Genomic DNA, 13191 nt, shown 5'->3' with positions numbered 1-13191 from the left:
GCGTCATTTTCGCGAAAATCCCGTTTTGCGACAACCATGGCGTTGAATCCCAGATGGAAGCGGCCGATCTTGAAACAATCGGATTGCCAAGCCTTATGATCGAGCGGGATTATATTTCCACCGACGAAGGCCGTTTGAAAACGCGGATTCAGGCCTTTTTGGAGAAGCTGGGTAAATAAGCACCTCAGGAATTTTGCATATAAGAACCAATGACCAACAGAGTGGCAAAGGAGACCGGCCAAAATGGGGGAAACAGTTCAGACCAAATATGAGTGGTTAAGAAAGCTCGACGCCATTTGCGATCTTTTTATCGGGTTGATCGGCAGCGGGGCCAAGACGATGGCCGATGTGGATCTGCCGACTTTTTTACAGCAGATACCGGAATTTCATGCCACCTTGGCGCTCGGGGCATATCCTGAAGTGTTTGCTGCGGCCCTGAAGGAAAAAAACCGACAGGCCATATATGATCAATGTGTGGCGATGAAGCAATACCTTCAGGATCTCTTTGCGAATATGGAGCAGGGAAAACCCCTCGCCTATTATTTTGTCACCATGACACCGGAGATTCTCCATGGGCTGGACTTGGCGCCCGTATGCTTTGAGTTGATGCCGGTTTTTCTGAGCGCGGTGTTGCGCCGGGGGGTTGAAGAAGAGATGGATCTTCTGGAGTTGAAAGGGCTTCCCACCCATCTGTGTTCCGCCCAGAAGGGGACGGTCACGGCCATTGAAATCGGCCGAATGCCGATGCCGGACGTGATGGTGAAACCGAGCACCCCCTGTGATTCGAGCTCCATGCTCTATCAATATGTGATGGAGCGAAACAAGGTTCCCCTGGTGGTGCTGGATGCGCCTTATTATTCCAACAAGCGGGCATTTAACTATTATCACGATGAATGGAAACGCATGGTGGAAAGCCTGGAAAAAATCACGGGCCGCGCCCTGAATGAAGACCTGCTGAGAAAGCATGTGGAATACGGCAACCAGCAGCTCTGGTACCTGTATGAATTGCAGAAGATGCGCCGCGCGGTTCCCAACCCGGATCCCGGCATGCATCGGTCCTTTGATGTCGGCTCCCTTTACCAATGCGGAACCAATGCCCGGTATGTCGATTATTTGAAGACGTGCTATGAGCAGGCCAAAGCGCGTTATGACAAAGGGATCGGCTTTTTGCCCGAGGGAAAAAAGGAGATCCGTACCCTGTGGACCTGGGGGATCACGCCCTTTTACATCGATATGTATGACTGGCTCGAAGAGGATTACGGCATGAGCTATCTGGAGTGTGCGGCGAGCTACCTTCCCGGCGACATTGTCGGCCTTGTGAACACCACCAGTGTGGACTCCATGATCGAGGGTTTGGCGTGGCGGTCCTTCAACATGCCCATGTCACGAAACGTTATGTCGTTTTCGGACATCTGGATCAACGATTTCGTGAATCTGGCCAAAACCTGTCACGCGGATGCGGCGGTTTTTTCCGGGCACATGGCCTGCAAGCATTCCTGGGGGGTCAATAAACTCTTAAGCGATGCCCTGCAGGAGGAGGTCGGGATTCCCACCTTTCAATGGGAAACGGATATCGTGGACGCCCGGTTTACGCCCCGCGAGTCGGCCCATGACCAGTTGGCGGAGTTTTTCAGTAATATTTGATGGGCGCATGACAATAAAGCGAATCTGAATGCAACAAGCGGTCCGATTTAATTTATAATAAATGATTAAGGTGACCCACTATGAGAAAAAATTTGGCAAAATTCGTCCAGCATGTCAATCTGCTGAATCCGTATTGTACCGAAAAATCTCCCGAGTACAAGGCGCTGAAAAATGTGCTGGCCGATGACATGATCGAGATCGGGCTCAGCATGAAAATCCGCACGCCCTACGCCATAGAAGCGATAGCGAAAAAGACGAAGCGCACCCCTGAAAATGTCAAGGCGCTGGTCGAAAAAATGGCCGAGATCGGTGTTCTTGAATACACGAGAGTCAACGGCGAAGAGCGGGTGATGCTTCCGGTTTTCGCGCCCGGCAGCATGGAACTGATGGTGATGAAGCAAGATCAGGTCGAAGCCCACCCTGAAATCGCGCAAAACTTCGTTGATTTTGTCGAGGGATTGGTCAAAAAGACCGCAAAATTTTTCCCGAAAGGTTCCGGACTGGTGATCACCGTGCCCGTACAGAAAACGATCGATGCCGAACCCCGGAAAGCCGAGATTGAAGAGTTGAGTTATTGGGTTGAGAAGTATGCCCCCAGTCTTGCCGTAACCGGGTGCCAGTGCCGTAGATCAGCGCGGATTATTGGAAAAGCCGGCGAGGATCTCGAAGGGGAATGGTGCATTACGCTGGGCGAGTTTGCCGAGTCTTGCATCAAGACCAACCGGGCCAGAAGGGTCACGAAAGAAGAAGCCTACGATATTCTGCACAGGGCCGAGGAGATGGGTTATGTCCACGAGGTGACGAATGTGGACGGCCCCAAGAACTCCCTGTTTATTTGCAACTGCCACCCCGAATGCTGTCTGGCATTCAGAACGGCAAGGCTTGTGGATACGCCCAACATGATGCGCTCGAACTTTGTGGCAAGCATTGATAAGGAGAAGTGTGCCGCTTGCGGCCAGTGCGTCGATGTCTGCCCCATGAACGCCGTCAAACTGGGGCAGAAGATTTGCCAGGCAACACCGGTAAAAATAAAGAAAAACATCAGTCCGGACGATCACATCTGGGGGAAGGACAAATGGCAACTTGACTTCTTGCTGACCCGGGAAAACGTGGTGCCCGAAACGGGCACGTCTCCCTGCAAAACCCTGTGCCCCGCCCATATCTCCGTGCAGGGCTATGTCAAACTCGCGGGCATGGGGAAATATATGGATGCCCTGGAGCTGATCAAGAAGGAAAACCCCTTCCCGGCCGTATGCGGCAGGATCTGCCCCAGAAAATGCGAATCGGGATGCACGCGAGGCGATATTGACGAACCCGTGGCGGTCGATGAGATCAAGAAATTCATCGCCGAGAAAGAACTTGACAGCGCTTCGCGCTACGTTCCGAAAAAGAAGTTCGATAAGGGGAAAAAGATAGCGGTCATCGGCGCAGGCCCCGCCGGTATGAGCTGCGCTTATTATCTTGCGATCTTCGGACATCACGTCACGGTATTCGAGAAGCAACCGCAGCCCGGCGGGATGCTCAAATACGGCATCCCCGCCTTCCGGTTGGCGCCGGCGGTGGTCGATGCGGAGATAGAGGTTTTGAAAACGCTCGGTGTGGAATTCAAAACCGGTATAGAGGTCGGCAAGGATGTGAGCCTTGAGGCGCTGCGGCAGGAGGGTTATAAGGGCTTTTATATGGCGATCGGCGCCCAGTCCGGAAGAGCGCTTGGCATTGAAGGCGAAGACGCCGAGGGCGTCGTTACGGGCCTTGAGTTCTTGCGGAACGTGACGCTTGGTCAGCAGGAAGAATTGAACGGCGATGTCCTGGTCATCGGCGGCGGCAACGTTGCCATCGATGTGGCGCGCGCGGCCGTCAGAAGCGGCGCCGGCACGCTGAACATGTATTGTCTGGAGTCCGCAAAGGAGATGCCGGCGCTTCCCGAAGAGATCGAAGAGGCGCAGTCCGAAGGCGTTGTGATCAATCCGTCCTGGGGCCCCAAACGCATCCTCACGAAAGACGGCAAGGTAACGGGCGTGGAATTTAAGAAGTGTACGTCGGTTTTCAGCGCGGATGGCAAGTTTGACCCGAAATATGACGACAACGACACGATCACGGTCAATGCCGACCATGTGCTGGTTTCAATCGGACAGGGCATCGACTGGGGCGGCCTGCTTGCCGGCTCAAAAGTTGCGTTGAATGCCAACTATACTGTCCGGGCCGACGCGGTCACGTATCAGACCGCCGAACCGGATATCTTCACCGGCGGCGACGCCCATACAGGCCCCAAATTCGCCATTGACGCCATTGCGGCGGGCAAGGAAGGCGCCATTTCCCTGCACCGGTTTGTCTGGGAGGGGCATGACCTGCTTCTCGGCAGGGACCGCAGAAAATACCACGCCATCGACAAGGAAAATCTGCGGATCGGGAATTATGACAACACGCCGCGCCAGAGGCCGCTTCACAAGGCCGAGGAAAAAGTCACCTTTAAAGACATCCGGCAGGCGTTTACCGAGGAACAGGTTCAAAAAGAGGCGCAAAGATGCCTCAGTTGCGGCGCTGCCTACATCGATCAAACCCGATGCCTGGGTTGCGGACTGTGTGCGACGCGATGCAAATTCGATGCGATCTCGCTCAGCAAGGTATCGAGCAAATATGGATGCACTTACGAAAAACTGCCGATGCGCCTTGCCGCAAATGCAGTGGCGCGGAGCGGCAGGATTGCGGTTCGGGCGGTAAAGGATATGATCGCGGATAAATAGCGATCGACAAGCCGAAAAAGACTTGCCGTCCTAAGATTAAGGTGATTTAATGCATGAATTGAACGTCCTGATGGAGGTTGTTGACCAGGTGGAGACGATGGCAACGGAACAGAAAATAGAAAAAGTCGCCGCGATCGTTCTCGAGATCGGTGAGCTTTCGTCCGTTGTTCCCCACTTTATGGAAGAGTACTATCCGCTGATCGTCGAAAACAAGGAATGTTTGAAGGATTCGAAGCTTGTGATCGAGCGGATACCGGGCGAGGCAAGGTGCACAAACTGCGACGAGATTTACAATGTGGTTCAAAACGACGGGTTTTGCCCGCTATGCGGCCGGTTTGAAAAGGAAGTTCTTCAGGGGCGAGAGTTTATGATTAAGGAAATCTGGGTATAGCCATCTTTTTTACGGAGCAATTTTATGGATAAGGTTCGTGTAATTGAAATCAAGAAAAGCGTTATGGACAACAATGATCGGGCGGCCGATTTGCTTCGGAAAAGATTGAAGGAAGAAAAGACGTGTCTTCTCAATCTGATGTCTTCTCCCGGCTCTGGCAAGACAACGACGCTCATCCGGACCATCAACCGCTTGAAGGATGAATTGCGCATCGGGGTTATGGAAGCAGACATCGATTCCGATGTCGATGCCGTTGCCGTCGCCGAAACCGGTGTTCCCACGATTCAACTGCACACGGGCGGCATGTGCCACCTTGACGCCGCCATGACCGAGCAGGGTTTAAAAGAGATCGGAACCAAAGATCTTGATCTTGTCGTTCTCGAAAATGTGGGCAATCTTGTCTGTCCGGCCGAGTTTGACACGGGAGCGGCAACCAACGTCATGATCCTGAGCATCTGCGAGGGGCACGACAAACCCCTCAAATATCCGCTCATGTTCAAAATCGTCGATGCCATGATCATCAACAAGGTCGACTGCGCTGCATTTTTCGACTTTGATATTGAGAAAGTGACATCCTATGCGAGAAAACTCAATCCCCGCATTGAAGTCTTTCCGATTTCAGCAAAGACCGGCGAAGGCTGCGAGGCATGGACGGATTGGCTGCGCAAAAAGGTTGCGGATTCGATTCAATGAGAGGCGTTCACAGGGGATGTGAAGCACCCGCTACGGGCGCATTGCCGGTTTGTTAATACAACATCCATGGCAACCGTCGCGGCCAACGTAGGGGCGGACCTGTGTGTCCGCCCTGGTTTGGCGGGGAACGCGCATCAAGATTCACGGGGGCAGACACGCAGGTCTGCCCCTACAGTGGCAACGAAAACGGCAACACAGGTTCGCCTCTACACCGTGTGATCCAGAGGTGTTAACAAACCGGTAATGCGCCCCCCCGCTACTCGATTCAGGCCAAATCCGGCAGAAGCGGTTTTACAACCCTGACTTAAAGCACCTCTTCAACGATTTTCCAAAAAGCCTTCGCGGAAAAATTAAGGCTTTTTTCGTGAAAGTGCCTGATTTCTTCCACCATGTGCCGAATGTCCGATTTGCTCTCGGAAACCTTTGTCGCCTTGATGCGTTTGAGTATTTCGGCGATCTGTTCATCAGTGGCCCGATGGCCGTTTCCCTGCAGCAGGCCCCGGATGGCATGGGTGCCGGAATGCTTTCCGATAACAAAAGATGTTTTTCGGTGAAGGTCCACGGGGTTGACGCCGGTATAGGTGTCCTCGCTTTTGAGCAGCCCGTCCACGTGAATGCCCGATTCGTGACGGAAGGCGTTGAACCCCACGATCGGGGCATGGGGGGGAATCAGAATGCCGGAGCAGGTTTCAACGAGTTTGGCCAGATCGAATATGCGGGAAAGATCAATCCCGCAGGCTTGATGGAACAAGGTTTCAATCCCCATGGCCACTTCCTGAAGGGGAGCATTACCGGCCCGCTCACCGATGCCGTTGACGGTTACCGCGGGAAAGGCGGCGCCCGCTTTCACGCCGGCCAGGGTGTTGGCTGTGGCAAGCCCCAGATCGTCATGACAATGAACACCGATGCCCATACTCTTTGGGATGACGCATTTGACGGTTTCCACCAGCGCACGCATGCGACTCGGCGCCATCACCCCCAGCGTGTCGCATAGAAAAACGCGCCGGGCGCCGCATTCATGAGAGAAGCCGAGAAGGTGACATAAAAACGGCAGCTCGGCGCGGCTGGCGTCCTCGGCCACCAGATTGACGCCCAGGCCGTTTTGGGTTCCATAGTGAATGATATCCGAAAGCGTTATTTTCAGCTTCTCTTCATTGATATCGAGTTTGCGCTCAAGATGGGAGTTGCTGACCGGACAGATGAGAAATATTTCGTTTGCCCCGCACGCTTTGGCAAGATCAATTTCACTTCGTTTCATGAGCACGGTCACGCCGATGGCCGCGGAAAGTCCCTGCCTTGAAATAGCTGCGATGGTTTGTTGCTCGTCCTCTGAAATCGATGGCATGCCGGCATCGATAATCGCCACTCCCGCCGCATCAAGCGCCTTTGCGATCTCGATCTTTTCTTGCCTGGTAAAAAAGACGCCCGGGGTCTGCTCTCCCTCCCGAAGCGTTCCATCCACAAACTGAATCTTATTCAATCTTTCCTCCGGTGCGCCAGTGCATGTAGCGACAATAAAGCCTTCCCATAAATGAACCGCTTCCTTTTACCGGGTTCGGGTTGAAAGTGCAATGGGCGCGGCATTTAGTTTCCTTTAAAAAGTGTTCAAACTGGGCAGCTTTCAGAGAGGAATCGTCTCCGATATAGTCGGGGATATAATAGCCAAGTCCGCCGCCGTCCGGTGCACTGGCGCGGTAAAAATCGTCAAAGGTTTTTCGGGTGGGGATAATTCCGAACGAGGCGGGGTCTAAATGCCAGGGCGCGGCCGGTTCCAGGGTAATCGTTGAGGTCCAAAGCCTGCCGATGTTTTTAAATCTTTTTTGAATCGTTTCTCTTAATCGTTTTGTCTCAGCCAGATCCGCAGCCTTTTCGCCCGGAATACCCATGGCATAGAAGGTGTCCATCCTTATCCCCAGGTGTTCCGCGGCACTGATGGCGCGCAGCAATGCGTCATTACTATACGCAAAACTCTTGTTCCGATATCGAATGCGCTCTACGCCCGATTCGGGCGATACCGCGATGGTGGAGGCCTTTAAATCAAAGGTGGCGGCAAATTCCGTTAAAAATGCGGGTGACGGCAGGGAAAATGATTCAAAATAGCCCATCATTTTCAGGTTGCGCCGTCTTATCTCGGCAAACAAGACGCGATAATACCGCTCCCCCTCTTTTCCCGGATCAAAGGCCATGTGCAGCATTTTGTACCCCGCTTCCGCTGCCTCACAGGCCGTATCCGCCACTTTTTCGGGTGCGCGGAAGGCCACGGATTTTCTGCCGTTGACCAGCGCTTGCGCTCTGGCGCCCCCGCCACACCACGTGCAATTGCCGGTGCATCCCCGGCCGATATTGAGAAGGAATAGGGGCGGACCCAGATGAAAATACCGCTTATTGTCCTTTTTTGAGAGGGCCTTGGACCAGATAAAGGGCAGCCCCATATGATGAATATAGGTCTCCTTTCCCTTCAGCAGGTTAAGATTCGCGTACGAGGACTGATCTATTTCGCTTTCCGATGCCACAAAGGAGAGCGGATTTTCAATCACTTGCCCGTCCCGCCGCCAGGTTAGGTTCGCAATGCCGTCCAGCGGCCGGCCGGTTTTAAGCGCGCCAAGGAGTGCGGGCAGCGGCGCTTCCGCATCGCCGCGAATAACGGCGTCAATTTCTGCATGGTCAGCGACAATCTCCCGGTGAAAATAGCTGGCCGTATATCCTCCAAGCACAATAAACCCATTTGGATGCTGCGCTTTTATCTCTTTGGCCGCTTCCAGCACCTGGTACGATTGGGCATGCCAGTGTAGGGGAATGGCGATGACGCGAGGGGTTTTCGTTTTTAGGTAGGGGAGAGGGGAAAAAACGCCAGTTTCGATCCATTCGATGCCAAGATGAAGAAGGAGTGTCCGAAAGCCTTTTTGAACACAAAGATCCGCCAACGCCCAAGTCGCCATCGGAATCAGGTTGACCGACATAAAATCGCCGTATGGCTTGTAATAGTTGGAAAACTTCGGGATGTGGAGAATGAGAAGATCAATGACTTCGGGCATGTCAAAACAATCTTTTAACAAAACCTTCAATTAACCGACTGAAAAATTGTGTTAACTTATCGAACCCGTAAAATTTGTCAAGGATCTTGTCCGGCACTAATTTGAATAAGAATTCCGATATGAATCAATCGAACATGAATAACAGGCCACCTTAACATCATTAACCTACCGCATATATACAGTGACTCAATTCTGGGCCGTCAACGGCCGCGATACCGGAACGCATATCGAACACCGCCTATCAGGTGCTCAATTTGTGATGATGCTTGTCATTCACCAACCCGTTGCAACGTGATCCCGTCTCTTATAAGCTGATGTTGTGGGTTGCGTTTGTCTTCAATCTGCCGAAATCGGTTTCTCCTTAACCCCTGCCTTCTGCTTAGTGAATAAAGATGGGTGGGAAAAAAATGCTGATGCCCGGCGGCGGAGGCGGTTCAAAGAAAAACCGCGGCGGGGCATAAACCCGCTCCCTGTAATTATGATACCGGTAAACACGACGGCCCCTCAGGTCGTGGTAATACTGACGCCTTTCATCCTCGTAACGGTTTCGGTCATGTCCATACGCGTTATAATGGTCACGGTTGTCCCCGCGTCCCCTGTTCTCGTAACGGCCGTTGTCATGTTTTCCCATACTTTTTTATGGTCGTCTTTTCCGAGTGCCGGGGCCACATCAAAGTTGCTGATTAGTGCAGAAAAAAAAAGCCCGATTATCAGCTTGCCCGCTATGGATATAAAATTCGATCTGCTTCTTGTTTTCATCAAAGCACCTCTTTATTAAAACCGGTTCTAATCGCCTGCTGTTGCCCGAAAGAATCCAGCTCGCAAAGGCCTTCGGAATAGCGCAGACCTATATCGTGACCAATGCGTCGTTACTGTTCCCCGAGACATCGAAAAAGATCATTACCGCGGGATTGGACAAAATGAAGATCGGTTTTTACGGCACCGACGAAGAAACTTATCAGTCCACCATGAAGCGACTTGATTTCAAGGTGACGCTTCAAAACATCAAGGCGTTTCAAGCGCTGTGGCGCTCTTTACCGGACAAAACGGCCGGCGACTGCATGAATATCAGCTCCTTGGACAACTTCGGAGGCGGGAGGTCTTACAATACCGTGGGAGAAAAGATCGTGTCCGTCTGTTTTTACCCCTGGTCCGCCCTGTCGGTGCTCTGGGACGGCAGGGCCGTTACTTGTTGTGTGGACTACAATGGGGTTCAGGGCATCGGGAATCTAACCTCATAGTATAAGGGAAATCTGGAATGGGCCGGTGTTGTCCGCGATCAGAAGGAACTTCGGGAAGCTCGATTATAGCGGGTTTCCGACCTGTCTGTCCTGCGATTGGGTTCGCCGGCGGTAGTGCAGACGAATACCGAATCATCGGCTTTCCTCCCAAGGTGAACGTCGAAAGCATGGCAGCGGTGGATATCACCGCGAAATTGATTTCCATTCCGGGGTTTCGAATTTTCTTAAAAGGAATTAACCGGTTCCAGCCCTTTCCAGGCTTTTTGTCAGTTCATGAGCAATATTTGGGCTTTCGAGGCGCATGATGCTTTCTTCCGCATTGCCGAAGCTTAACAGGTTGATACTCCCATACCACACGATTTTTTGATCGATTATTGCGAATTTCTGATGGATGTTTGAGCGGTATATTATGCACACTCCGGCGCCCTGCAACAAATCCAGAGTTTCTTGTAACGCAGCCGCATCTTTCGTTTTGTAATCTACCGCTGGCTTCGTCATCGCGGTTACCCTTACCCCATTGCGCAGAGCGACTTCAAGGTGTTGCATCATCTCCACGGTGCGCTTCCTGGTAACAAATGGGCTTACGATCAGAATCTCTCTTGTGGCCGCCAGGATATCATTTTCGTAAACCGGAGAGAAATTGCTTCTGTCAAAAATGATGTCGATGGAATCGGGCGCCGTAAACCCGCCTTTTGCCTTGTAGCCGATGGATGCATATCCGTTGAGGCGCTTATGATACATTTTTTCGAGCATTCTCACATGGACGTCCACATAATCGTAGATCACCGCCTCCTTCTTGCCGTCAAACAGCCGGTGGAGCCTTCCCGCATATTGCTGCAGCGTGCCTTTCCACGATATGGGCATGGTCAGGAAAAGGGTGTCGAGGCGCGGTTCGTCAAATCCTTCCCCAATATATCTGCCCGTGGCGATTAATGTTAATTGCTTGTCCAGGGGGGTATCGGCTATTTTTTTAAAGTGTTCTCCGGTTTCTTTGGCCCCTCGTCCTCCGGTCAGAGATATCACTCCGGGAATTCGTTTATTCAGCCTTTCGGTGAGCAGTGCCACATGGGCGGTTCTTTCCGTCAAAACGAGGCAATTTCTGCCGTTCTCATGGCACTGGATTACATCATCGATTATCAGTTGATTGCGCATCTCGTTTACCGCTATTGTCCCATAGTGCTCCTGGATGGAGACATCCTTTTCGTCTTTATCCATCGGAACCCGAAACGCTGTGAATCTCGGAACCACATAATGCGCAAAAGGCCGTTTTTCCGCCTGCGTTTTTGCATCATCCCGATACCGGATGGGACCGCACTGCATGAAAATGATTGGATGATGTCCATCCTTTCGGGTGGGGGTCGCGGTCAGCCCGCATATAAATTTTGCGTTCGCGTTTTTGAGGATGCTCTCGAAGCTGAAGGCGGCGGCATGGTGACATTCATCAACGATAATCATGCCGTAATTCTTAACGAAATCCTTGATCTCACCCACCCTGCCGAGCGACTGCATGAGCGCTATGTCGATAATGCCGCCAAGTGTGTTCTTTCCCTGTCCCAGTTGCCCGATGACAGTTACAACTTTTTTTCTTCCCCTCCTTTTTTCACCATCGGTATCGGATGCCCCCAATGTCTCATGAATGGCAAGGAATTCCATCAATCGCTTTGTCCACTGGGAAACGAGACTGGCCCGGTTGACGATGATCAGCGTGTTTACTTTTCTTTCGGCGATCAGCTTGATGGCCACAACCGTTTTTCCGAAGGCGGTCGTTCCGGAGAGGACGCCGATGTTGTGGCCGAGTAATTGGTCTATGGCGATGGACTGCTCCTCCCTCAGGGTGCCGTTGAATTCGACATCGATTTTCCGGCCGCAAGTGGTATGATCGAAGCTGGTGATTTTGATTCCATGTTCGGAAAATAGCGCGCTAAGGTCCGACTCGCACCCTCTGGGCAGTAAGAGATAGTCAGCGGTTTCATCGGCGCATGTGATAATTCTCTGCTTTCCGTAGGTCGACAAACGCATCGCCTGGGCCTTATAAAACTCCGGATTTTTAAAGGCGGCAAGACGTTTCAGCCGATTCAATCCCCGTTGAGAGATGCCGGCTTTGGGGACATACAGCATATTCGCCTTCACGATCCCGATCTCTCGCGGGAAATCGTTTTCCTTCAACTTGATCTTGACCGTTTCCCATGGCTTTTGGGTTTCCTCTTCATCTATTCTCAATACCCCCAATTCGTTGCCGTCTGATAGCTTTGATATGAGCCCTGCCACCTCATCTTCGGACAGCTTACGGACAGTGCCTAAAAACGTCCATTGGTCGTTATACGGGACGAGATCCTCGTCTATGAATTCACTGTTGTTAAGCTTTCTCGCCTCTTTTTGCAGGGGGAGCGCAATCAGATTCCCCAGTCCGCCTTTTGGCAATGTGTCTTGATTGGGGAAGAATCGGTCATATGACTTGAATGTGATTTCGTGCCGCTTGTTCATGGTGTAGGTGACCATGGAAGCGCCAAGTTTTCTGGCAAGGGCTGCGGGGTGTTGCCTTTCAAAGAAAAACCAGGCATGAGCACCGTTCCCGGAACGAGACCGCTCAACGGCAACGGGAATGTCAAATTCGGCACACACGTCTCTTAGTGCCGAGATATCCTTTCGCCATTCTCCTTTATCAAAATCAATGGCTAAAAACCAGCAGGTGTCGTCAAGGCCCATTGGGTATATTCCGGCGATTATTTTCCCCCGCAGATGTTGATCAATGACCGTTTCATCCAAGGCGGCATATTCCTTATGACTGCATCTGGCACATGACCCCTTCGGTTTGACGCAAACGCCGGGCTTCCATTCATTCACACAGGAAGGGGAATAGCCGGATGTGCCCTTCTTTTTGTGTTCCCACCTCCTTGCGTAAACATCATCCCGGCCTTTGAAGAGCGACATGAATAACCTGATCTTTTCCACGCTGTCGGACTTGTTGCTGATATCGGCGGGCGGAACGTCAGCCTCTGAATGACAAGGGGGAGCTGTCTCCGGTTCAGATCCCTGTCCGGAGCTGTCGTCACCTGGAATCCCGTGCTCCACACCGTCCAGGCGAGCCTTCAGGATTCTTATTTCTTCTTTCAAGTTATTGTTTTCGGTCAGCAGAGCATGATACTTCGTGAGCAGATTATCAAAAGAAATCAGGTCGTCGTGTATCATGCCAAGGGATCCTTCATTTCTATAATCCGGTCAATGAGCTTTACCGAAAGCTCATTTGAACTGTTTCTCTTTTTATACTTTTTATGCCTTACCGGAGGGATGTCCAGCCACACATCCGTCAAATTGACGCCATCCGGGTTCATTTTATCCTTATATCCACCGTAATCCTTAAGATCTCCCAGGCAGTGGGGGCAGATGTCCATGGGCAGCCGATCCGGAAGGGTAAAACTTGTTCAGATTAAACGGCGGATCGG

At 51.9% G+C, this 13191-nt stretch carries 11 protein-coding genes; 6 read left to right on the top strand and 5 right to left on the bottom strand.

Annotation, left to right across the window (positions count from 1 at the left end; translation table 11 throughout):
• Positions 1–5: 5 nt before the first annotated feature.
• The 5 genes from RBT11_06250 to hypB all read left to right on the top strand — a co-directional run bounded on the left by RBT11_06250 (position 6) and on the right by hypB (position 5472).
• Positions 6–179: a 2-hydroxyacyl-CoA dehydratase family protein gene (locus tag RBT11_06250; protein MDX9786354.1), complete on the top strand. Its 174-nt coding sequence runs from the start codon at positions 6–8 to the stop codon at positions 177–179.
• 64 nt (positions 180–243) lie between these two features.
• Positions 244–1644 carry a 2-hydroxyacyl-CoA dehydratase family protein gene (locus RBT11_06245; GenBank protein MDX9786353.1) on the top strand — a complete coding sequence of 467 codons (1401 nt, stop codon included), beginning with the start codon at positions 244–246 and terminating at the stop codon, positions 1642–1644.
• Between the two features lie 80 nt (positions 1645–1724).
• On the top strand, positions 1725–4388 hold the full coding sequence (locus tag RBT11_06240) for an FAD-dependent oxidoreductase (GenBank protein MDX9786352.1): 2664 nt from the start codon (positions 1725–1727) through the stop codon (positions 4386–4388).
• A 49-nt stretch (positions 4389–4437) separates the two neighbouring features.
• The gene (locus RBT11_06235) at positions 4438–4779 is read left to right on the top strand and encodes a hydrogenase maturation nickel metallochaperone HypA (GenBank protein MDX9786351.1); all 342 of its coding nucleotides are present in this window, start codon (positions 4438–4440) and stop codon (positions 4777–4779) included.
• Between the two features lie 24 nt (positions 4780–4803).
• The gene (hypB, locus tag RBT11_06230) at positions 4804–5472 is read left to right on the top strand and encodes a hydrogenase nickel incorporation protein HypB (GenBank protein ID MDX9786350.1); all 669 of its coding nucleotides are present in this window, start codon (positions 4804–4806) and stop codon (positions 5470–5472) included.
• 304 nt (positions 5473–5776) lie between these two features.
• On the opposite strand, the gene RBT11_06225 is transcribed toward hypB, so the two are convergent.
• From RBT11_06225 to RBT11_06215, 3 genes are all read right to left on the bottom strand, one after another.
• Positions 5777–6952, bottom strand: a complete 1176-nt coding sequence (locus RBT11_06225) for a hypothetical protein (protein ID MDX9786349.1) — start codon at positions 6950–6952, stop codon at positions 5777–5779.
• Positions 6945–8507 carry a radical SAM protein gene (locus tag RBT11_06220; protein MDX9786348.1) on the bottom strand — a complete coding sequence of 521 codons (1563 nt, stop codon included), beginning with the start codon at positions 8505–8507 and terminating at the stop codon, positions 6945–6947. The genes RBT11_06225 and RBT11_06220 overlap by 8 nt, the downstream gene beginning before the upstream one ends.
• Positions 8508–9011: 504 nt before the next feature.
• The gene (locus tag RBT11_06215) at positions 9012–9266 is read right to left on the bottom strand and encodes a hypothetical protein (GenBank protein ID MDX9786347.1); all 255 of its coding nucleotides are present in this window, start codon (positions 9264–9266) and stop codon (positions 9012–9014) included.
• A gap of 41 nt (positions 9267–9307) precedes the next feature.
• Here RBT11_06215 and RBT11_06210 point away from each other — a divergent pair, with 41 nt between their 5' ends.
• A complete protein-coding gene (locus RBT11_06210) occupies positions 9308–9748 on the top strand; it encodes a hypothetical protein (protein ID MDX9786346.1) in 441 nt (146 codons plus the stop codon).
• Positions 9749–9982: 234 nt separating this feature from the next.
• On the opposite strand, the gene RBT11_06205 is transcribed toward RBT11_06210, so the two are convergent.
• Together RBT11_06205 and RBT11_06200 are read right to left on the bottom strand one after the other, a co-directional pair.
• Positions 9983–12937, bottom strand: coding sequence for a DEAD/DEAH box helicase family protein (locus tag RBT11_06205; GenBank protein MDX9786345.1), 2955 nt, complete (start codon positions 12935–12937; stop codon positions 9983–9985).
• Complete coding sequence (locus RBT11_06200; protein MDX9786344.1) at positions 12934–13140, bottom strand: hypothetical protein; 207 nt, start codon at positions 13138–13140, stop codon at positions 12934–12936. Before RBT11_06200 ends, RBT11_06205 begins: the two co-directional genes overlap by 4 nt.
• Positions 13141–13191: the final 51 nt, after the last annotated feature.

This window comes from Desulfobacterales bacterium (genome assembly GCA_034003325.1).
GTDB lineage: Bacteria > Desulfobacterota > Desulfobacteria > Desulfobacterales > JAFDDL01 > JAVEYW01.
This window is presented reverse-complemented; position numbering and strand designations above follow the sequence as displayed.